This is a genomic window from Coriobacteriia bacterium, from assembly GCA_031292615.1.
Taxonomy (GTDB): domain Bacteria; phylum Actinomycetota; class Coriobacteriia; order Anaerosomatales; family JAAXUF01; genus JARLGT01.
The window spans coordinates 26,231-44,974 of record JARLGT010000096.1; the positions used below are offsets into that span (position 1 = coordinate 26,231).

Annotated in this window: 25 protein-coding genes; 7 read left to right on the plus strand and 18 right to left on the minus strand. The window is 66.1% G+C overall.

All coding sequences use genetic code 11. From position 1 onward, the window contains the following. Nucleotides 1-5: 5 nt before the first annotated feature. The gene (tgt, locus tag P4L93_08680) at nucleotides 6-1,127 is read right to left on the minus strand and encodes a tRNA guanosine(34) transglycosylase Tgt (protein MDR3687013.1); all 1,122 of its coding nucleotides are present in this window, start codon (nucleotides 1,125-1,127) and stop codon (nucleotides 6-8) included. Nucleotides 1,128-1,206: 79 nt separating this feature from the next. Between tgt and P4L93_08685 the strand changes: the two genes are divergently transcribed. Then, nucleotides 1,207-1,749, plus strand: a complete 543-nt coding sequence (locus P4L93_08685; protein ID MDR3687014.1) for an RNA polymerase sigma factor — start codon at nucleotides 1,207-1,209, stop codon at nucleotides 1,747-1,749. Nucleotides 1,750-1,754: 5 nt separating this feature from the next. Next, nucleotides 1,755-2,801 (plus strand): hypothetical protein, encoded by a 1,047-nt coding sequence (locus P4L93_08690; GenBank protein MDR3687015.1) that lies wholly within the window; start codon nucleotides 1,755-1,757, stop codon nucleotides 2,799-2,801. Nucleotides 2,802-2,822: 21 nt separating this feature from the next. Here the strand turns inward: P4L93_08690 and queA are convergent, their stop codons facing one another. Continuing rightward, nucleotides 2,823-3,860 (minus strand): tRNA preQ1(34) S-adenosylmethionine ribosyltransferase-isomerase QueA, encoded by a 1,038-nt coding sequence (gene queA / locus P4L93_08695; protein MDR3687016.1) that lies wholly within the window; start codon nucleotides 3,858-3,860, stop codon nucleotides 2,823-2,825. Between the two features lie 106 nt (nucleotides 3,861-3,966). Here queA and P4L93_08700 point away from each other — a divergent pair, with 106 nt between their 5' ends. Beyond that, nucleotides 3,967-4,689, plus strand: coding sequence for a CehA/McbA family metallohydrolase (locus P4L93_08700; protein MDR3687017.1), 723 nt, complete (start codon nucleotides 3,967-3,969; stop codon nucleotides 4,687-4,689). Here the strand turns inward: P4L93_08700 and P4L93_08705 are convergent. From P4L93_08705 to P4L93_08720, 4 genes are all read right to left on the minus strand, one after another. Continuing rightward, complete coding sequence (locus tag P4L93_08705) at nucleotides 4,686-5,309, minus strand: epoxyqueuosine reductase QueH (protein ID MDR3687018.1); 624 nt, start codon at nucleotides 5,307-5,309, stop codon at nucleotides 4,686-4,688. The two genes, P4L93_08700 and P4L93_08705, sit on opposite strands and share 4 nt — an antisense overlap. Nucleotides 5,310-5,317: 8 nt before the next feature. Further along, nucleotides 5,318-6,220 carry a hypothetical protein gene (locus P4L93_08710; protein MDR3687019.1) on the minus strand — a complete coding sequence of 301 codons (903 nt, stop codon included), beginning with the start codon at nucleotides 6,218-6,220 and terminating at the stop codon, nucleotides 5,318-5,320. Nucleotide 6,221: 1 nt separating this feature from the next. Next, a complete protein-coding gene (folD, locus tag P4L93_08715; protein ID MDR3687020.1) occupies nucleotides 6,222-7,076 on the minus strand; it encodes a bifunctional methylenetetrahydrofolate dehydrogenase/methenyltetrahydrofolate cyclohydrolase FolD in 855 nt (284 codons plus the stop codon). 136 nt (nucleotides 7,077-7,212) lie between these two features. Next, nucleotides 7,213-7,791, minus strand: a complete 579-nt coding sequence (locus P4L93_08720; protein ID MDR3687021.1) for an isochorismatase family protein — start codon at nucleotides 7,789-7,791, stop codon at nucleotides 7,213-7,215. Nucleotides 7,792-7,933: 142 nt separating this feature from the next. Here P4L93_08720 and P4L93_08725 point away from each other — a divergent pair, with 142 nt between their 5' ends. Continuing rightward, a complete protein-coding gene (locus tag P4L93_08725) occupies nucleotides 7,934-8,281 on the plus strand; it encodes a desulfoferrodoxin family protein (GenBank protein MDR3687022.1) in 348 nt (115 codons plus the stop codon). Nucleotides 8,282-8,340: 59 nt separating this feature from the next. On the opposite strand, the gene P4L93_08730 is transcribed toward P4L93_08725, so the two are convergent. The 10 genes from P4L93_08730 to P4L93_08775 all read right to left on the minus strand — a co-directional run bounded on the left by P4L93_08730 (nucleotide 8,341) and on the right by P4L93_08775 (nucleotide 15,915). Next, nucleotides 8,341-8,859: a YbhB/YbcL family Raf kinase inhibitor-like protein gene (locus tag P4L93_08730; GenBank protein MDR3687023.1), complete on the minus strand. Its 519-nt coding sequence runs from the start codon at nucleotides 8,857-8,859 to the stop codon at nucleotides 8,341-8,343. 230 nt (nucleotides 8,860-9,089) lie between these two features. Continuing rightward, nucleotides 9,090-9,449: a hypothetical protein gene (locus P4L93_08735; GenBank protein MDR3687024.1), complete on the minus strand. Its 360-nt coding sequence runs from the start codon at nucleotides 9,447-9,449 to the stop codon at nucleotides 9,090-9,092. A gap of 118 nt (nucleotides 9,450-9,567) precedes the next feature. Beyond that, complete coding sequence (locus P4L93_08740; GenBank protein ID MDR3687025.1) at nucleotides 9,568-9,933, minus strand: hypothetical protein; 366 nt, start codon at nucleotides 9,931-9,933, stop codon at nucleotides 9,568-9,570. Then, on the minus strand, nucleotides 9,934-11,001 hold the full coding sequence (gene ruvB / locus P4L93_08745) for a Holliday junction branch migration DNA helicase RuvB (GenBank protein ID MDR3687026.1): 1,068 nt from the start codon (nucleotides 10,999-11,001) through the stop codon (nucleotides 9,934-9,936). It abuts the gene before it with no gap. Continuing rightward, on the minus strand, nucleotides 10,998-11,588 hold the full coding sequence (gene ruvA / locus P4L93_08750; protein ID MDR3687027.1) for a Holliday junction branch migration protein RuvA: 591 nt from the start codon (nucleotides 11,586-11,588) through the stop codon (nucleotides 10,998-11,000). The genes ruvB and ruvA overlap by 4 nt, the downstream gene beginning before the upstream one ends. Then, complete coding sequence (ruvC, locus tag P4L93_08755) at nucleotides 11,585-12,124, minus strand: crossover junction endodeoxyribonuclease RuvC (GenBank protein ID MDR3687028.1); 540 nt, start codon at nucleotides 12,122-12,124, stop codon at nucleotides 11,585-11,587. The genes ruvA and ruvC overlap by 4 nt, the downstream gene beginning before the upstream one ends. Nucleotides 12,125-12,245: 121 nt before the next feature. After that, the gene (locus tag P4L93_08760) at nucleotides 12,246-13,004 is read right to left on the minus strand and encodes a YebC/PmpR family DNA-binding transcriptional regulator (protein ID MDR3687029.1); all 759 of its coding nucleotides are present in this window, start codon (nucleotides 13,002-13,004) and stop codon (nucleotides 12,246-12,248) included. A gap of 227 nt (nucleotides 13,005-13,231) precedes the next feature. Then, nucleotides 13,232-13,819, minus strand: a complete 588-nt coding sequence (gene pdxT, locus P4L93_08765) for a pyridoxal 5'-phosphate synthase glutaminase subunit PdxT (GenBank protein MDR3687030.1) — start codon at nucleotides 13,817-13,819, stop codon at nucleotides 13,232-13,234. Further along, nucleotides 13,809-14,705: a pyridoxal 5'-phosphate synthase lyase subunit PdxS gene (gene pdxS / locus P4L93_08770; protein ID MDR3687031.1), complete on the minus strand. Its 897-nt coding sequence runs from the start codon at nucleotides 14,703-14,705 to the stop codon at nucleotides 13,809-13,811. The genes pdxT and pdxS overlap by 11 nt, the downstream gene beginning before the upstream one ends. Before the next feature lie 163 nt (nucleotides 14,706-14,868). After that, nucleotides 14,869-15,915, minus strand: a complete 1,047-nt coding sequence (locus P4L93_08775; protein ID MDR3687032.1) for a DUF3048 C-terminal domain-containing protein — start codon at nucleotides 15,913-15,915, stop codon at nucleotides 14,869-14,871. Nucleotides 15,916-16,061: 146 nt separating this feature from the next. Here P4L93_08775 and P4L93_08780 point away from each other — a divergent pair, with 146 nt between their 5' ends. Further along, entirely contained in the window at nucleotides 16,062-16,265 is a 204-nt protein-coding gene (locus P4L93_08780; GenBank protein ID MDR3687033.1) for a hypothetical protein, read from the plus strand. An 8-nt stretch (nucleotides 16,266-16,273) separates the two neighbouring features. Here P4L93_08780 and lgt read toward each other — a convergent pair whose 3' ends face one another. Both lgt and P4L93_08790 read right to left on the minus strand, forming a co-directional pair. Further along, nucleotides 16,274-17,113 carry a prolipoprotein diacylglyceryl transferase gene (lgt, locus tag P4L93_08785; GenBank protein MDR3687034.1) on the minus strand — a complete coding sequence of 280 codons (840 nt, stop codon included), beginning with the start codon at nucleotides 17,111-17,113 and terminating at the stop codon, nucleotides 16,274-16,276. Nucleotides 17,114-17,211: 98 nt separating this feature from the next. Then, nucleotides 17,212-17,598: a hypothetical protein gene (locus P4L93_08790; GenBank protein MDR3687035.1), complete on the minus strand. Its 387-nt coding sequence runs from the start codon at nucleotides 17,596-17,598 to the stop codon at nucleotides 17,212-17,214. A 122-nt stretch (nucleotides 17,599-17,720) separates the two neighbouring features. Between P4L93_08790 and P4L93_08795 the strand changes: the two genes are divergently transcribed. Beyond that, nucleotides 17,721-18,485, plus strand: coding sequence for an AzlC family ABC transporter permease (locus tag P4L93_08795; protein MDR3687036.1), 765 nt, complete (start codon nucleotides 17,721-17,723; stop codon nucleotides 18,483-18,485). Next, nucleotides 18,475-18,744 (plus strand): AzlD domain-containing protein (locus P4L93_08800; GenBank protein ID MDR3687037.1); only part of this gene is annotated, 270 nt, incomplete at its 3' end. The genes P4L93_08795 and P4L93_08800, both read left to right, overlap by 11 nt.

Here is an 18,744-nt window from a genome sequence, read left to right on the forward strand (position 1 = left end):
GCTCTCTAGTAGTCATCGGCGGCCGGGGACGCCAGCCACGCCGAGAGGAACTCGCTGTAGACGCCGGCCTCGATCGCCTCGCGTGCGCGGGCCGTCAGATCGAGCAGGAAGTGCAGGTTGTGGATGGAGAGTAGGATTGCGCCGAGCATCTCCTTGGTGGTCACAAGGTGACGCAGATACGCCCGCGAGTACTGCGTGCACGTCGAGCAGGTGCACGTCGGATCGAGTGGCCCGAAGTCGCGGGCGTACTGCAGGTTGCGCATGTTCATGCGCCCCGCCGAGGAAAACGCCGTGCCCGTGCGCGCAGTGCGTGTGGGCAACACGCAGTCGAACATGTCGACGCCTAGCGCGATGGCCTGCAGGATCGACGTCGGGTTGCCGACGCCCATCAAGTAGCGGGGCTTGTCGGCGGGCATCGCGGCGGTCACGGGGGCGAGCGACTCGAGCATCAGCTCGTGCGGCTCCCCTACCGAGTAGCCGCCGATGCCATAACCGGGCAGGTCGAGTTCGGCGAGGCGCTCGACGCTCTCGAGGCGCAGGTCCTCGAACACGCCGCCCTGCACGATGCCGAAGAGCGCCTGGTCTTGGCGCGTGTGCGCCGCCAGGCATCGAGCGGCCCACTCGGCGCTGCGGCGCACGGCCGTGGCGACGGCGGGCTTCTCGGCAGGATACGGCGGGCATTCGTCGAGCTGCATTACGATGTCGGCGCCGAGGTCTTGCTGGATGCGCATGTTGTCCTCGGGCGTCCAGAAGTGCTTGGAGCCATCGAGGATGGAGCGAAACTCCACGCCGTCGTCGGAGAGCTTGAGCGTGTCGGCGAGGCTGAAGATCTGGAAGCCGCCCGAGTCGGTCAAGATGGCGTGGTTCCAGTTCATGAACGCGTGCAGGCCGCCGGCTTCTCGCACGATGTCGGAGCCGGGGCGCAGAAACAGGTGGTACGTGTTGGCCAGCAGAACCTGCGCTCCGAGGTCGCCGAGCTGCGGGGTCGTGACACCCTTGACGGTGCCTCGCGTGCCAACCGGCATGAAGACGGGTGTCTCGATGGGGCCGTGCGCTGTGTCACAACGACCGCGTCTGGCACCGGTCGAAGCGTCACGTGCAAGGAGTTGGAAGCCGAAGAGAGTCATGCGAGGGATTGTAGCCGATGCGCTCGCGCTAGACTGGTCGCGAACCATCCGTGCACCAACTGCGTCATACCGTGGAGAGATGCCGACAACAACGCCCGACGATACCGCGCTCGTGCTGGCCGTGAAGGCCGGCGACTTGGACGCGTTCGAGACGCTGGTGCGCACGCACACGCCAGCGGTCTTCGCGCATGCCGTGCGGTTCTTTGGCGACTCGAGCGCGGCCGAAGACGTGGTGCAGGAGGTCTGGATCAAGGTGTACCGCTCGCTTGATTCTTTCGATGGCCGCGCGCGCTTCTCGACGTGGCTGTACCGCGTGACACGCAACGCGTGTCTCGACCTCGTGCGAGACGGCAAACGCGTCCCGGTGCCGGTAGAGACGCTCGACGCCCCACCGCAGGGAGACTTCGCCGACACCGTCGCGCTGGCGGCTACGCTCGAGCGCGGAATGCGGTCGCTCGCTACCGAGGACCGCGACGCGCTCTCAGCCGTTTCGGTCTTCGGACTGACCTATGCTGAGGCCTCCGAGACGCTCGGAGTGCCGGTCGGCACCGTCAAGTCGCGCGTGTTCCGCGCGCGTCGCGCGCTCTCGGTCACCCTCGGGCTCGTCTCGGGAGGTGAGTGAGCTTCATGGAGTGCGTAACCGCCCAACAAGTGATCTCGACCGCTCTGGACCGCGAACCGGTCGACTCCTACCAGCTCGAAGAGGCCAAGGAGCACTGCCGCACGTGCCCTGAGTGCGGTCTGTTCGTCCGCGCGCAGCTCGTCGCCCAGCAGGTCGGTCTACCCGAGCCGCCAGCCGATCTCGCCGATCGCGTGATAGCGCGGGTGCGCACCGAGGCTGCCGACGCCGCCGCTGCCGCGCAAGCCGAGGCCGCGCAAGCCGAGGCGGCGAGCGCCGAGTACCTGCGACCTGCACCCGCGCAAGGCGCGCCCGCGCAGCCGCCGGGGACGCTCGCGCCCAAGCCGCGCACCGCACGCAAGCTGCCCCGGATGTGGGTCTCGGCTGCGGCGGCCGCGGCAGTTATCGTCGCACTGCTGGGCACGGGAGCGATCGTCGTATTCGGTATGCGGGAGATGAGCGCCCCGCCCCAAACCGCCAGCCAGATATATCAAGGCGCGCCCCAGGTCGCCGACAGTGGCGCAACCGCGGCGAGTTCTACGCCTCAAGGCGCGGCGAAGGTCACGGGTGCACAGGCGATCACTGTGGGAGGCATGGTCTACAAAGAGGTCGGGGCCTCGAAGCTGGACAGCGGCACCATCTCTGTCGTGGGCTCGACCAACTCCTCGCTCGGCGGTGCGTCCGTCGCGAAGCGCGACGTGTACGCGAAAACCTCCGCGATACAAGACACGTCGGTCTACGTCGCCGACGACACGGGCCAGCTCTTCCAGTTCGCACCGGTCACCCGCAGCTACGCGGGGCTGACGTTCGTGCTGGAATCGTCGGAGCTGACCAGCTTCGACCAGTGGCCAGCGTTGCCCGCCCAGATCACCCCGCCGACGACCGACGATGGCCAGCCCACGTTCGTCTACGACGGCACCGACTCGTCTGGCGTGCGCGTCTACCGGCAGACGAACTCGACCGTCACGCAGGGAATCGCAATCGCTCCGGGCACACCGGCCAAGGATCCGGCAGCCGGCAACCCCAACTGGACGTGGTGGAGCCCGCAGCGATAGAGCCGGGCGTGGGCAGCGGTCCTAGAGAATGAGCATCGCGTCGCCAAACGACAGGAAGCGATAGCCCTCTTGCATCGCAAGCTCGTACGCCTCCATAACGGGCGTGCGACCGGCAAACGCGCTCACGAGCATCAGTAGCGTCGAACGCGGCACGTGGAAGTTGGTCACGAGCGCATCGACCACCTTGAACTCGTAGCCTGGCAGGATATAAAGCGACGTGGCGCCTCGCGTCTCGGCGACCTCGCTGCGATCCGGGTCCCACGCACTCTCGAGCGCGCGGACGCTCGTGGTCCCGATCGCGAACACGCGTCCGCCTCGCTCGCGCGTCTCGTTGACGGCGTCGGCGGTGTAGCGGCCTACCTGGAAGTGCTCAGTGTGGATGTGGTGCGTCTCCGGATCGTCCTCGCTCACGGGTCGGAAGGTGTCGATGCCCACATCGAGTTCGACGCTCTCGATGCGCGCTCCGGCCTCGCGTACGCGGTCGAGCAAGCGCTCGGTGAAGTGCAGCCCCGCGGTGGGAGCTGCGGCCGAGCGTTCGTCGCGCGCGAAGACGGTCTGGTAGAGCTCGGGGTCGTCGATCTGGCGCGCGATGTAGGGCGGCAGCGGCATCTCGCCAAGGCGGTGCACGATGTCGAGAAAGCTACGCTCGCCCGCCCCCAGTCGGAACTGGATCACGCGGCCACCGTCCTCCGTCGTGTCGACCACCAGCCCGGTCATCGCGCCATCGCCAAAGACCACACGCGCGCCAGGCTTCAGGCGCCGACCCGGCTTGACGAGGCATTCCCAAGCGTTCTCGTAGCGCTCCCTCAGCAGCAGCACTTCGACCTCACCGCCGGTCTCGTCTTTGACGCCGTGCAGTCGCGCGGGTAGCACGCGCGTGTCGTTGACGACGACCAGGTCCCCCGACCCTACGTACTCGGGCAGATCGGTGAAGCGGCGATGATCGATCTGACCGCTGGATCGATCGAGCACCAGCAGTCGGCACGAGTCTCTCGGCGTGGCTGGATGCTGGGCGATGAGGCCCGTCGGCAGGTTGTAGTCGAAGTCGTCGGTAAGCACTTTGGGGCGACATCCTTTTTGGGCCGTGGACGGACAGCGCCAGTGTATCGCACGCCACCGAGCCGTTACTCCGGGATTTCACACGGTCGTGCTAACATCGGCCGCCATGGAAACGCATCGATCCGCCGCAGATCTTCACATGCATACGACGGCCTCGGACGGAACCGCGACGCCGACCGAGGTACTCGCATGGATCGCCGAGGAAACCGACCTTTCGGTCATCGCGATCTGCGACCACAACACCAACGAGGGCGCCCTTGAGGCTGCCCAGCACGCCGACGAGTTTGGCGTCGAGGTGATCGTCGGCCAGGAAGTCGAGAGCACCGACGGCCACATCCTGGGCCTGTGGACCCCCGAGCTGATCGCCCCGGGCATGTCGGCCGAGGACACCGTCGCCGAGATCCATCGCCAGGGCGGGCTGGCCATCGCCGCGCACCCCTACGCTCCCAAGTGGTGGGCGCGCCACGGTCTGTGCCGAGGCGAGACCGAGGTCTACGACACCGTGGCCTACGACGGCATCGAAGTCGCCAACTCCACGCCCCTGCTGTTCTTCGCGAACTTCCACGCCCGCCGATACTGGCGGGACAACTCGGCCCGTCTAGCCGCCACCGGCGGCAGCGATGCGCACATCCTCTCGGCGATCGGCACGAGCCGCACGCTCTTCCCTGGCACGACCGCACAAGACCTGAGGGCCGCGCTCGAGGCGCGCACGACGCTGGGCGACGGACCGACGTTCAATCCGCTTCGGGCATTCTCTTACGCACGCAAGGTGCGCGAGATCCAGCGCCGAGACGCCGAGAGCCGAGCGCGCGCGACGCAGCGCGGCTAGTCCTGGCTCGGCGGCTTGCGCGCGGCTTTCTCGGCAGCGCGGGCGTCCTTGCGGGCCTGGCGCTCGGCCGACGCCTCGGATTGCGAGAACACGCACCCGCAGTAGTTCTGCCGATACATCCCCAGCTCCCGCGAGCGCGTCGTCGCGTCGCGGTAGCGCTCGCGAAAGTCGCGGTCGAGCCACTGGACGCCGGCCGCGGCCGCAGCGCGACGACCCTCAGCGTTGATAGCGGCCTGGTCTTGGTATGGGCTGACGCTCAGCGTGGTGGCTAGCGCGTCGAAGCCACCGTCGGCCGCCATCTGCGCCGCCAGACCCAGGCGCAGCCGGTAGCAAGCCCGGCACCGCTCGGCGCCCGCATCCGCGAGCGGAGCGACCGCCGCCTCCCAGACCTGCGGAGCGTAGGGCAGCTCCACAACATCGACGCCGACCTCGGCGGCGTAGCCGATCAGCGTGTCGCGGCGACGCTCGTACTCGTCGGCGGGATGGATGTTGGGGTTGGCGAATGCGATGACGACCTCGTCGGCCTCGGCCACAAGCGCGTCGAGCGGCTCAAGCAGACACGGCCCGCAGCACGCGTGCAGCAAGAGGCGGTGGGGTCGATGTTGGGTCGGTGTGCTCATGGCACCAGTCAGTCGATATCGAACGCATCGTCGTCGGCCTCGTCGGTTGAGTTTGGTGCAGCATCGTCGTCCGGCTCGGCCTCCGAGACGTCGCCATCCTCAGCATCGGAGTCGTCGTAGCCCTCGTCGCCTGACCCGGCGGCGTTCTGGCGACTCGCCAGGTAGACGACCACGGCGACCGCGCCTGCAAGCAGCACGCCCAGCACGATGTAGACGGCGGTGAGATTCACGGTCGTGGCCGGAGTGGCGGTTGCGGGCGCCGTGTCGTAGGAGACTTTGATCACCGACTGAGCCCCGGTGGCCAAACTCTGTGTCGGCAGAACGTAGAGTGACTCCCCTGCCGCGTTTGTGTCGGGTGCGCCCACTGGCTGCGGAGCGATGGTGACGGCCGAGACGTTGGCCGGAATGCGCACGGTGAACAGCGTCGACGTGGACGGAACCGACTGGGTCCAGTCGACCAGTGTCGAGAGCTTCGTGCCGCTGGCCGTCATCGCGATGCCGTTGGTCTCAATCTGACCGCGACGCGACACTGAGAGGGTGAGCTCGGCATAGCTGCCGCCGTGCCCACTCTGCAGCGTGAACGGGCGCTCCTGGTCCTTGCTGGCGTCTCCGCCGAGGATCTCGCCCGCCCACTGGACCACCGCGCCGTTCGGAACCGGGATGCGTACGCGCGCTGGCAGCTTGACCTTCGGATCGAGGGTCACGTCGACGATCACAACGGTCTTGCCGTCCTGCCCCGGCCAGATCTGCGCGTCGATTGGACCGCTAGCCAGCGGCGCCGTCACCGCCGCGGGCTTGGATGAAGCTGTTGGCGCGGCTGCGCCGGGTGCTGCGAGCGCACCTGCGGGGAGAGCCACAGCGACCGACAGGCAGGCCGCGACAATCAAGATTGTGATGCGCAGCGATCGCATGCTAGACCTCCAACCCGGCGGCTCGGGCGGCCGCCTCGGCGGTATTCATGACGAGCATGGCCCGGGTCATCGGGCCGACTCCACCCGGCACGGGCGTGATCCAACTCGCGATCGGTTCGACAGCATCGAAGTCGACATCGCCCACGAGCCCTGCGTCGGTGCGGTTGATTCCAACGTCGACAACGACGGCGCCGGGCTTGACGTATTCGGCGGTGATCATGCCCGGTCTCCCAATGGCGGCCACGAGGATGTCGGCCTCTCGACAGACGGCGGGCAGGTCCACGGTGCGGCTATGGCATACCGTGACCGTGGCGTTGCGCTCGAGGAGCATCAGCGCCATCGGCTTGCCGACGATCGAAGAGCGGCCGATCACCACGGCGCGCTTGCCCGCCGGGTCGATGCCGTAGTAGTCGAGCATCGCCATGACGCCCCACGGGGTGCAGGCGCGCGCCGCGCGGATGCCGCGTACCAAACGACCCATGTTCTCGGGGTGCAGGCCATCGGCGTCCTTCTCGGGGCTGATTCGTTCGAGGGCGGCCTCCTCGTCAAAGCCCTTGGGCAGTGGAAGCTGCACAAGGATGCCGTGGACCGACGGGTCGGCGTTGTTCGCGTCGATGATCTGGTTGAGCTCGGCCTGCGTGATGCTGGCGGGACGCCGGAAGTCCAACGACGTGATGCCGACCTCGGCACAGTCGCGCTCCTTCATGCGAACGTAGGACTGCGACCCGGGATCCTCGCCGACGAGCACGACGGCCAAACCCGGATCCACACCGGCGAGCTTCACGCGCTCAACGAGCGCCGCAGCCTTTGCACGTACCGCGGCTGCCACGAGCTTGCCGTCGATGATCTGCGCCATGGAGAAGAGTCCCTTCGCCGTCAAAGTGCTTCTCTGGAGTGCCCGGAAGGGCCCGGGCGCGACGAGTGTAGCACGCGTTTGTGCACGATTCGTGAGGGCGACGATGCGGTTGCGGTACGCGGCGAACCGCGCTGGCTTACTGCTTGACGATAGCCAGCAGAGCGCGGAACTCGTCGCTTCCCGACTCGCCCATCAGCTCGTACATCACGGACTCCGTCGTGGTTACGACGGCGCCTGCCGCGCGCATGCGCTCGAGCGCCGAGTCGTGGCTGGCCGCGTTTCGCGAACAGCACGCGTCGCCCACCACGTGGACGTCGAAACTGTTGCGTAGCGCAGAGAGCGCCGTCTGCGTCACGCAGATGTGCGTCTCCATGCCAGCGAGCAACATCTGCCTGCGGCTGGAGCGCTCGAGTGTCTTGGCGAAGGCGGGCTCGCCGAAGCAGTCGAAGGCAACCTTGTCGATCGACGTGACCCCGGCGCCCGCTGCTCGCGCGGCCTCGATCACCTCGGCAAGCGTTGGGTCCGTGTCGCCGAGCCCTTTCGGGTACTGCCGAGTCACCACGATCGGCACGCACACGAGCGCCGCAGTGCGCACCAGGCGCACCGTCGCCGAGACAACCTCGTCACGACGCTCCATCACGGCCGTGAGGCGCTCCTGCTCGTCGACGATCACGAGCACGGAGTCGTCTCGGCTGGCGACAGTGTTGGCTGGCATGTGGGGCTGCTCCTGGGACGCGGGCACAGGGACCGGACGCATCCGGTAGTGCGATTCTAATGGGACGGGAGGTCGGGTATAAACAGCCTTGCCCGTCAACGGCGGGCCCGTATCCGCGAACGACACGAAAGGTGCGTCCAAGATGAACGAGTCCCCGATCCTGGGTGGAGTGCACACCGTCGATAACCTCGACACCGCCGACGACTTTCACAAGAAGCACGTGCCCTTCATCGCGACCGTGCGCGAGGGCGACGTCGTGACCATCACAGTCGAGGTGGGACACTACGTGGCCCACCCCAACCTGCCCGACCACTGGATCGACCTTGTTGAGATCTACGCCGCCAACGCGCCGATAGCAACGGTCAACTTCGCAGCTGGGGTCGTTGCGCCCAAGGTGACAGCGGTTGCGACGCTGGATCCGGACACCAAGATCATGGTGTCGGCCCGCTGCAACCTGCACGGCTTGTGGGTCGCCGAGACCAGCGTCTAGCTACTCGGATCGCGCTGTCTGGCGGCGTCGCCCCCGGTCGGGGTGGCGCCGCCGGTGCGTCAGCGTCCGAACCTACCGGTGCAGGTCGCAGCCGCCAGGATGTGGCCGTCCATCGCGCGCAGCACGTCATCCCGGGTCGCCGAGCCCGTGACTGCCAACTTGTCGACGTCGAGAGCGTAGATGGTCGCCACGTAGGAGTGGGCTCCGGTTCCGATGGGCGGCTGCGGACCTCCGTAGCCGACGGTTCCAAACGTGTTACGGAGCTCGAGCGCGCCTCGGGGCATGGCGGGACCTCCTGATGCGGCCTCACGTAGAGCCGAGGCGTCAGCGGGAATGTCGATGACCAGCCAGTGCACCCAATCACGCGCCACAGGAGCGGTATCGACCAGAGCAAGCGCGAAGGATCGAGTGCCTTGCGGCGCATTACGCCACACGTAGGGGATAGAGATGTTCTGTCCCCCGGGAAACGCACGCATCGCGAAGCGCCGTGGCATGCTGGCTGACTCCGAAGTATTGACGGTAGGGTCCGCGGCCTGCTCCTCCGAGACGAACGCCGGTGACGTCAGTGTGAGCGTCATCGCTCCCCCTTTGCCTGCCGAGCCCGCTGAGGACCGTATTGGTGCGCTGCCGAGAGTGCAGCCGGCACACGTCGCAATCGCAAGACAGGTTCCGGCCGCGATGAGCGCCAAATCGCCCGTTCTCCGTCGACTCTCATCCACCCTGCACCCCCCTGAGTCGTTGGTACCCCAGGGTACGACCGTGTCGTCGTTGGACGGGAAACGGGCCGTCGCACCGCCGGCGAGATGCGCTAGTTGGCTCGGCTCGGGTCGATCGACTCGAGAACGGCAGCCGCTTGCTCGCGCCTGACACCAGCACCAACGATGTCCGCCTCGCTCTGCAGGATATCGGCCTGTAGCAGTAGCGCCTCGGAAAGCTTGCAGACCAGCCTGTCGTCGAGGTTCGAGATCTCAAGAAGCGACGCCATCGACGCCGGGGACATGCGCAAGAACAGGGACGGATCGACGTCGACCACGGCGCGGATCGCCTCGTCGGTCGCGTCGAGCGACTCGTCAGACGACGCGCCCTCGGCAAAGCGGCGGCTCGCCAAACGCAGGGCGGCTCCCGCCTGCTCTATCAGTCGAAGCACATAGTCGTTCTGGTACTGCACGGTCACTTCCCCCGTTGCCAAACCACGCGATGCGATGCGCGTTTCCAGCGTTCGCAATCTCTATCGGTCTGTCATCGCGAATTCATGACAAATGTTACCCGAGCCACGCACCCGAGCCTCAGACGCGCGCGTGAAGGTAGAGCAGGAACGCCACGGCGGCGACCGCCATGACCGCCGAGGCAATGACCTTGGTGCGTATCGGGACGCGTTTGGACATCCAAAGGATGACGAAGCCGGGCACGAAGAAGATCAGGTAGCCAAGCAGAATCGCCATCCACAGAACAGGCATGTCGTTTTCCTGCGAGATCCCGGCGTTGAGATCGGGCTCGAAGTCGTCGATCTTCCCGACGTTGAGCCCCGGGTCACCCAGAAGCCCCTTCGGCTGGTTCTCAGGCAGCTCGGCCATCTTGGACGCAAGGGCGCGTTCCAGCCGTTCCTCTTTAGTGAGCTCGCTTGCGGGTTTGTCGTTGCCAACTGACGCCATCTAGAAGAGTCCTTCCTGAGCCGGCGTACCCGCCGGAGGTGTCATGCCGAGATGCTCGTAGGCGCGTGCCGTGGCCTGTCGCCCTTTCGGAGTGCGCATGAGCAGTCCGAGCTGCAGGAGATACGGCTCGTAGACGTCTTCGAGCGTGTCGGACTCTTCGCCTACAGCGCTGGCAAGCGTGTTGAGACCAACGGGCTTGCCGCAAAACGTCTGGGCGAGCATCGTCAGAATCTTGTTGTCCATGGTATCCAGGCCGAGGTGGTCCACCTCGAAGAACGCCAGCGCTTCGGCGGCGATGTCCTCATCGATCGCGCCACTGTGGCGCACCTGCGAGTAGTCGCGAACGCGCTTGAGCAGCCGGTTGGCGAGCCGCGGAGTCCCTCGGCTGCGACGCGCGATCTCGGCCGCACCTTCGGTATCGACGTCCACGCCCAGGATTCCGGCGCTGCGCACGACGATCGCCTGCAGCTCCTCGGCGTTGTAGTAGTCGAGCCGGAAGGCCATCCCGAAGCGGTCACGAAGCGGCCCGGTGAGCAAACCGGTCCGCGTCGTCGCCCCCACGAGCGTGAAGCGTGGAAGGTCGAGCCGGATGGAGCGGGCGGCAGGCCCCTTGCCGATGATGATGTCGAGGGTGTAGTCCTCCATCGCCGGGTACAGCACCTCTTCCACCGCTCGGTTGAGGCGGTGAATCTCGTCGATAAAGAGAACGTCGCGCTCGTCGAGGTTGGTGAGGATCGCAGCCAAGTCGCCGGCCCGCTCGATCGCCGGCCCGCTGGTCGTCTTCATCGCGACGCCGAGTTCGTTGGCGATGACTTGCGCAAGTGTCGTCTTGCCTAGACCCGGAGGTCCCGATAGCAAAATGTGGTCGAGTGGCTCGTCACGACCGCGAGCTGCCTCGATGAGCACGCCGAGGTTCTCCTTAACGCGCGTCTGCCCCAAGTACTCGTCGAGGTGTTTCGGGCGCAGGCTGCGGTCGATCTCCAGGTCATCTTCGGTAAGCGAAGCCGAAAGGAGGCGCTCGACCTCGCTCTCGCCTTCCGCGTTGCCAGCCTCCCAGACCGTGCTCACACGCCACCTCCAAGCCTGCGAAGCGCGTGCTTGAGCAGCGCCTGAGCATCCGCGCCACCATCGAAGCCCTTTACCGCGGCGGAGACCTCTGCTGCCGAGAAGCCCATCGCGAGCAGCGCGTCGCTTGTCTCCGCGAGAGCCGCCCCGGCGCCTGAGCTGCGCGACGTCGCGCTGCCGAGTTCCGGCAGGCCTAGCTTGTCCTTCAAGTCGAGGATGATGCGCTGTGCGGTCTTCTTGCCGATACCCGGTACCGTCGAGATCATCGCGACGTCATCGACGGCAACCGCCTGAGCCAACGCCTCGGGCGAGAGCGCCGAGAGCGTGGCGAGAGCGACCTTGGGGCCCACGCCACTGACGGTGATGAGCTGCTCGAAACTCTCCTTCTCGGCCTCACTTTCGAAGCCGAAAAGGGAGAGCTCGTCCTCGCGAACGTAGAGGTACGTCCAGACCGTGACCTCGTCGCCTTCGGCGGGAAGTGCCGAGAGCGAGCCGGTCGTCATAGCGAGCTTGTAGCCGACGCCGCCCACTTCCAGCAGGGCATATGATGCGCCCTTGTGGGCAACGCGACCGGCGAGGAAGGCGATCATCGCGTGGCCCTTCGGGTAGCCTGGGCGCTCGCAGACGCGCTGGCGGCTTCCATCGCCAAGCGTCCGCGCAGGTTCGCATGGGTGATTGCGGCTGCCAGGGCGTCGGCGGCATGGTCGGGCTTGGGTTCGTGGTCGAGGCCGAGCATCACACGCACCATGTACTGGACCTGGGACTTGTCGGCAGTTCCACTGCCCACCACCGCGCTCTTGATCTGTACCGGCGAATAGTCGCCCAGCACGAGCCGAGCGTCGGCGGTCGCAAGCAGGGCAACTCCTCTGGCCTGACCGGTCGCGAACGCACTCTTGGCATTGGTGCCGAAGAACACGCTTTCGACGGCACACTCGGTGGGGTTGTAGCGCGAAATCACGTCTCGGATGTCCTCATGGATACGCGCCAAGCGCTGAGCGAGATCTTCGCGGGCGCCGGTCTGGATGCAACCGTATGCGACGCAGCGCAGTTTGGAGCCCGTGCGCTCGACCACTCCCCATCCGGTGTTGGCGAGACCCGGGTCGATGCCGAGAATGATGACTCCCATGCTCGCCTCCCCACGCTGTATCGGCGCCGACGACGCCCGCAATCGAACATATGTTCAGTGTAGCAGAACGACCCGACATCTCTGCCGGGCCGCCCGTGATGTCGAGCCGTTCGATGTGAGCCTACGCGTCGAGCGCAGCGGCGATCTCCTCGGTCATCTCAATGGTCGTGTACACGTTCTGGATGTCGTCGGACTCCTCGAGCCTGTCGACGAGCCTCATGACCTTCTTTGCGTCCTCAACCGAGATGGCCTGCGGCGTTGTTGCCTCCATGACCAGCTCGGCGCCCTTGACCGCGACGCCGGCATCCTCAAGCGCCTTGCTGACCGTCAGTAGGTCGTTAGGCGCCGTGTAGACGACCCAGTCCTCGTCGCTGTCCTCGAGGTCTTCGCCGCCAGCGTCGGCCACGAGCAGCATCAGTTCGTCCTCGTCGCTTGAGGCGGTCTTCTCGACGACGATCTCGCCCTTGCGCTCGAACTGGAATGCGACCGAGCCCGTTGCCCCGAGGTTGCCACCCGCTCGAGTGAACGCCGCGCGAACGTCAGCTGCGGTGCGGTTGCGGTTGTCGGTGAGCGCCTCGACGTACACGGCGACGCCGGCCGGGCCGTAGCCCTCGTAGATGACCTCGTCGTAGGTCGCCGCATCCGCACCCGCCGCGAACGCCTTCTTGATCGCGTTGTCGATCTTGTCCTTGGGCAGCGAGTAGCTTTTGGCCTTTGCCACGGCCGCAGCGAGCGACGCGTTGTTCTCGGGATTCGGGTCGCCGCCGGTCTTGGCCGCGACGGTGATGATCCTCGTCAGCTTGGAGAACAGCTTGGAGCGCTTCGCATCGACGGCGCCCTTCCGGTGCTTCGTCGTCGCCCACTTAGAATGTCCTGACATGGGTTCCTCTTATCCTTTCCTGCACGACCGCCGCGCGCGAATCCGCGAGCATGCGGGCCGGGGGTTCACCGCGCAGAGCATACCCGATACGCTGGCCCGCGTTAAGGACTCCACCGCGCCGCCCGTGCGTGGCCGAGGATGGCGCGTCGAACGTGCACCAAGCGTCCGTGGTTCGCGCGCGACGCAATCCACTCGTGCCCAAGAACGGCTGGCTGCGCGTCCGAGCGCTACGCCCCGACGACCTGCTCCACGAAGTAACGGTGGATGCGCGGGTCGCCTGTCAGCTCGGGGTGAAAGGTCGTGGCCATCAGATTGCCCTGCTGGGCGGCCACGATGTGTCCCTCGTGCTTCGCCAGCACCTCGACGTCGTCCCCCACGCTCGCAATCCACGGTGCGCGGATGAACACGCCGCGGTACGGCTCTCCCAGATGGGCGAACTGCAGGTCGGCCTCGAACGAGTCGATCTGCCTGCCGTAGGCGTTTCGCTGCACGGTGATATCCATCAGGTCGAGCCCACGCTGCTCCGGGATACCGTCAACAATCTGCTTGGCGATCAGAATCGCGCCAGCGCAGGTACCCCACACCGCCATGCCCGCGGCGTGACGCGCCTGGATGGGCTCGTAGAACCCGTAGCTCACCATGAGCTTCGAGATCGCGGTCGACTCCCCGCCGGGGATGATGAGACCGTCGCAGTCATCGAGCTGGTCGGGCAGGCGCACAGCAACAGCGTGCGCGTCGAGAGCCTCGACCGACAGGATGTGCTCTCGGAAGGCGCCTTGCAGCGCCAGCACTCCAATTCGCACGCTACCAGCCACGCTCTTGCATACGCTCGTTGGCCGGAATGTCTGAGATGTTGATGCCGACCATGGCTTCGCCCAGGTTGCGCGAGACGCGAGCGATGACCTCGGCGTTCTCGAAGTGCGTGGTCGCCTCGACGATGGCCTTGGCGCGCGCCGACGGGTCGCCGCTCTTGAAGATGCCACTCCCCACAAAAACGCCGTCGCAGCCAAGCTGCATCATCAGTGCTGCGTCGGCCGGGGTAGCGATTCCGCCCGCCGAGAAGTTCACGACCGGCAGCTTGCCGTGCTCAGCAACCCACTTGACCAGCTCGTAGGGCGCCTGCAGCTCCTTGGCCGCGGCGAAGAGCTCCTCGGGACGGATGCCTTTGAGGCGCGCGATCTCGGCGGTAACGGTACGCATGTGGCGCACAGCTTCTACGACGTTGCCCGTGCCCGGCTCGCCCTTGGTGCGGACCATCGCGGCACCCTCGGTGATGCGGCGAAGCGCTTCACCCAAGTTGCGGCAGCCGCACACGAACGGCACGGTGAAGTCGAGCTTGTTGATGTGGTGCTCTTCGTCGGCTGGGGTCAGAACCTCGGACTCATCGATGTAGTCGACGCCGAGAGACTGCAGCACCTGCGCCTCGACGAAATGCCCGATGCGGCACTTGGCCATGACCGGGATCGTGACCGCGGCGACGATGCCCTCGACCATGGTCGGGTCGGACATGCGTGACACGCCGCCCTGCGCGCGGATGTCGGCAGGCACGCGCTCAAGCGCCATAACGGCGACCGCCCCGGCGTCCTCGGCGATCTTGGCCTGCTCGGGATTGACGACGTCCATGATGACGCCACCCTTGAGCATCTCGGCCAGACCGGTCTTGACGCGAAGTGTCCCGATGTCTCTGCTGCTATCAGCCACGTGTAACGACTCCTTTCGGCGCTCCAACGCTCACCGCGGGAGCTAACCGCATATTCGAGGGGCGAGGTGCATGCAGGATTGTACCTGCCGCTGTTCGCGCATAACAACATGTGCAATGGTGCGGAATGACCGAGTCTCATCGACCATTCACCCGAAGATACACCTAGCGCATCGAAATATTGGTTGAGAGGGGAATCACCTCGAACCAGGTCGTTCCCGCGGCAAGCCGAATCGCCTGTCCTGAATCGGCGTAGAACGTGGGCGGCGAGGCGCCATCGGCTTTCCAGCGACCGTCGATGCGCTGGCCGTCCCGAAACACCGTAACCTGCCCCGAGCCACCGAGCGTGATGTCGTAGCCGCCGGGTCCCACCACATCGGTGTCGAGCGCGGTGTACTTGGCCCACATCACGACCACGTTGCTCGCCGATATCCGCTTCTTGCCGAGCAGGTCGCGCTGCGCGCGGCCGTTGCGCAGCCGCAGGTAGCGGCTGGACTTCGCGTTCCAGCTCCAGCCCACCACCTGGTTGGCCGAGAACGGAATGGTCAGCCCCGCCGTCGCGGATCCCGTCGTTTCGGAGGCACTTGCGTAGCGCAGCCGAGCGGAGTCCGAGGCGATGGTCGAACCCAGCGCCGTTACCTGCTGCAGCGCACGAGCGCCGCTCAGGTACGTTCCGGCCGCCGCCTTGGGATGCGTCAGCGTCTCGTACGCCGAGTCGCCGGCAGCCGAGCCCGCCGAGAAGTCGATCAGCCCCGCTCGCTTGATCGAAGCCGCGAGGCCCGTGCTTGCCCCCGTGGAGAACAGCGCCGCGCTGTACTGCGGCAGAATCCACAGGTCGGGACTTCCCGCTGCGCCGAGCGGCCCCACCGTCTTGGGCGCCGCACTCTGGAAGAGAGCGGCAATCTGGGTTCCAGCGCCAGCCTGCCCGGTCTCGTAGACCACATCAGCCGCCGAGACGCCCGAAAGGGTCGCCGTAGCGCCGTTGTCCACGAGCTTCGCGCACATCGGTGAGATCGGATACGTCGCGCCCGCGGGCACGGGAAGACCCGTCAGCGGGAAGCGCTGCGCATCGATCGGTGGCGTCACCGTAGCCTCAGTCGTCGCGACCGGCCATGTCGATGTCACCTTCGCGGGCGTGGCTGCGCAGCCGGCCAGCGCGACAACGAGCGCGGCAGCAATCGATACAGCAACTCCGAACCGCGACGATCGCACCGGCGCCAAGCTCCCCTCATCCAACATCGCCTGAAGTCTACGAACCCTATCCGACCCGGTCAAACGGCGTGAACGCGTCGAATGATCGGCCTTGCTCGTTGCCGTCGGCGCGCCGCGCGCGTAGCATCGTCGCGAGGAGGACGCCCATGCCCTGTTATCTGCTTCACATGGTCGAGATGCCGCTCGCTCGACCTTACGACGATCCCGACCTGAAAGATCTCGTCGGCGACATGCCTCGGCTGTTCTGCGCCCACTGCACGCCGCCTCGAGAGCTGCTCCCCGGCGAGAGTGTCCGCTGCCTCGAGTGTGAGGCTCCGTGCTGGAAGCCGGCGGACCACATCTGCGACTAGCTGGCGCCTTACTTCGACGCGACTTCGGGACGGCCCAACTCCGGCAGCCCCCTTCGTCCGGCCCACACGATCAGCCAGACGCCGGCGATGACCATCGGAACGCTGAGGAGCTGACCCGTGGTAACGCCGAACGCCAGAAACCCCTTCGCGCCCATTTGAATGTCGGGCTGGCGGAAGAACTCCACGAAGATTCGAAACACGCCATAGAGCGTGAGCAGCCACCCGAGGATCACGCCGCGCGGTGGATTGGGCCTGCGCGTCGCGAACCAGAGCATGACCAAGAAGAGCACGAGTCCTTCAAGCAGCGCTTCGTAGAGCTGCGACGGGTGTCTCGGCAAGGCATCGGCGTTGGGGAACACCATCGCCCATGGCACGTTGGTGGGGCGTCCCCACAGCTCCCCGTTGATGAAGTTGGCGATGCGCCCGAAGAAGATCCCCACCGGGGCGCCAACCGAGCCGAGGTCGCACAGCGTCAGCCACGGAATCCCCATCATTCTGGAGACGACGACTCCCGCAATCAGGATGCCGGCCAGACCGCCATGAAACGACATGCCGCCGTCCCAGATCGCGAAGATTCGCGCTGGATTGCTCAAGAAGAAGCCGCCGCCGTACACGAGTACATAGCCGAGACGCCCGCCTACGATCACGCCGATGACCGCAGCGATCACGATGGTGAGCTGGTCGTCATCGGAGATGTTGAGCTTCCACCGATCCACCAGCCAGTGCATCACGAACCCTGCGACGATGAACGCGGCCACATATGCCAGCCCGTACCAGCGAATTGATATTGGCCCGAGGTGAAGCGCGACCGGGTCGATAGCTGGAAAGGCGATGACCGGAACAATCACGCGAACGGCTCCAAAGGTTCTAGGGGATGGAGCCATCGTAGCAGAGCGCAACTCACCCACAGGTGCAGCGGAAGGGGCGCTCAAGAACTCGCGAAACGTCAGTCTCTGCGCGACGCATCTATCTCGGCAAGCACGTCATCGACGCAGTCGATGTGCGCGAGCTGGCGGCGGAAGTACTCGCAGTACGCCTCGGCGACCGGGTCCTCGGCCGGGACGACTACCTCGAAGTTGCGGTCAGGCGCGTCGTCGGCAACCTGGAACATGCCCGCGAACGGACCGCCGGTCGAGTCGCCATCCTCGGCAAGCGCCTCGATGGCCGCCATGAGGAAGCTAGGTACAACCGCCGAGACGTTGATCTCGGTGCCGCAATGGGGGCAGACGAACGTGATGTCGGCGCGCTCGGAATCACGGAGGACCACCGTGTCGATGTCTTCGAGCGACACCGTGATTGGTCCGTCGATCGGGCACGTGATCGTGAACTCCATAGCGCCCATCTCCTTGTGCGAGCCTTCTATGCGGATTGTACCTTCTTGAGAGCCTTGTGGCGCGCTTTTGACTCTCGATTCCGCGGACGCAAGAACCACGCCACCAGTGCTAGGATTGCCAGATGCTTTCTTCGGACGTCTCTGCCCACCCTCATGTTGAAGACCGTGCCGCCGGCGCGGCGCTGCACGGGACCCCCGTGGCGCGCTTTCGCCGCGGCCTCGCCCTGGGGTTCCCCATCTTTCTGGGCTACATGCCGGTGGGCATGGCGTTCGGGATCCTTGCCCGTACGCTGGGCTTCTCTGTGTTCGAGGCCGTCGTGTGCTCGGCGACCGCGCTGGCCGGCGCAGGGCAGTTCATCGCGCTGTCGTTCCTGGCAGCCGGCGCGGGACCTGCGGGCGTGCTGATCGCGACGACCGTTGTCAACCTGCGCTACGTGCTCTTCGCCTCCACGCTGTCCACGTACCTCCGTGACGCCTCGACCTCCACGCATGCTGCACTCGCCTTCTCGCTTACCGACGAGACGTTCGCGGTCAACGTCGCGGATCACCGCCAGGGACTCGCCACGCCGGCTTCGATGGCGGGCGTCGGAGCGGTCGCGTGGGCGGGCTGGGTGCTCGGCACGCTGGTCGGGGCGCTCGGCGCGGGCTGGATCGGCGACCCCTCGCGCTTTGGAGTCGGCTTCGCGATGGCCGCGATGTTCACGGCGCTGTTCCTCGCACTCGCCGAGGACTGGCGACACGTCGTGACCGGTCTGATGGCGGGCGCGATCGTGCTCGGCCTTCCGCTGCTGGACGCTGTTGGCATACACCTCCAGCCAAGCTGGTACCTGGTGATTGCTGCAATGGTCGCGGCGAGCGTCGGATCGGTGGTGTGGCGTGCAGAGTAGCCTGAGCCAGACGACCATCTGGATCGTCATCGTCGGGATGGCCGTGGCCAACTACGCTGTGCGCTTCCTACCGCTGACGATCGTCTCGCGCATCGACCTGCCCAAGCCCGTCGCGCGCTGGCTGTCGTTCGTGCCCATCTCCGTCATGGGCGCCCTTGTGGCCAGCGAGGTGTTGCGCCCAGGTGGCGTGTGGAGCAACCCGTTCACGGGCCCGAGCCTGTACGCCGCAGCCATCACGGCGCTCGTCTTTCGCTTCACG

What these genes read in the sequence shown, in the direction of transcription:
- folD (MDR3687020.1), bottom strand. Translation starts at nt 7,076, where the DNA reads ATGGCGCAGATCATCGACGGCAAGCTCGTGGCAGCCGCGGTACGTGCA.
- ruvA (MDR3687027.1), bottom strand. Translation starts at nt 11,588, where the DNA reads ATGATCGCCTTCCTCGCCGGTCGCGTTGCCCACAAGGGCGCATCATAT.
- P4L93_08705 (MDR3687018.1), bottom strand. Translation starts at nt 5,309, where the DNA reads ATGAGCACACCGACCCAACATCGACCCCACCGCCTCTTGCTGCACGCG.
- P4L93_08790 (MDR3687035.1), bottom strand. Translation starts at nt 17,598, where the DNA reads ATGGAGTTCACGATCACGTGCCCGATCGACGGACCAATCACGGTGTCG.
- ruvC (MDR3687028.1), bottom strand. Translation starts at nt 12,124, where the DNA reads ATGGGAGTCATCATTCTCGGCATCGACCCGGGTCTCGCCAACACCGGA.
- P4L93_08720 (MDR3687021.1), bottom strand. Translation starts at nt 7,791, where the DNA reads ATGCCAGCCAACACTGTCGCCAGCCGAGACGACTCCGTGCTCGTGATC.
- tgt (MDR3687013.1), bottom strand. Translation starts at nt 1,127, where the DNA reads ATGACTCTCTTCGGCTTCCAACTCCTTGCACGTGACGCTTCGACCGGT.
- P4L93_08685 (MDR3687014.1), top strand. Translation starts at nt 1,207, where the DNA reads ATGCCGACAACAACGCCCGACGATACCGCGCTCGTGCTGGCCGTGAAG.
- P4L93_08730 (MDR3687023.1), bottom strand. Translation starts at nt 8,859, where the DNA reads ATGACGCTCACACTGACGTCACCGGCGTTCGTCTCGGAGGAGCAGGCC.
- P4L93_08740 (MDR3687025.1), bottom strand. Translation starts at nt 9,933, where the DNA reads ATGGCGTCAGTTGGCAACGACAAACCCGCAAGCGAGCTCACTAAAGAG.
- P4L93_08760 (MDR3687029.1), bottom strand. Translation starts at nt 13,004, where the DNA reads ATGTCAGGACATTCTAAGTGGGCGACGACGAAGCACCGGAAGGGCGCC.
- P4L93_08700 (MDR3687017.1), top strand. Translation starts at nt 3,967, where the DNA reads ATGGAAACGCATCGATCCGCCGCAGATCTTCACATGCATACGACGGCC.
- P4L93_08710 (MDR3687019.1), bottom strand. Translation starts at nt 6,220, where the DNA reads ATGCGATCGCTGCGCATCACAATCTTGATTGTCGCGGCCTGCCTGTCG.
- P4L93_08690 (MDR3687015.1), top strand. Translation starts at nt 1,755, where the DNA reads ATGGAGTGCGTAACCGCCCAACAAGTGATCTCGACCGCTCTGGACCGC.
- P4L93_08725 (MDR3687022.1), top strand. Translation starts at nt 7,934, where the DNA reads ATGAACGAGTCCCCGATCCTGGGTGGAGTGCACACCGTCGATAACCTC.
- P4L93_08795 (MDR3687036.1), top strand. Translation starts at nt 17,721, where the DNA reads ATGCTTTCTTCGGACGTCTCTGCCCACCCTCATGTTGAAGACCGTGCC.
- P4L93_08780 (MDR3687033.1), top strand. Translation starts at nt 16,062, where the DNA reads ATGCCCTGTTATCTGCTTCACATGGTCGAGATGCCGCTCGCTCGACCT.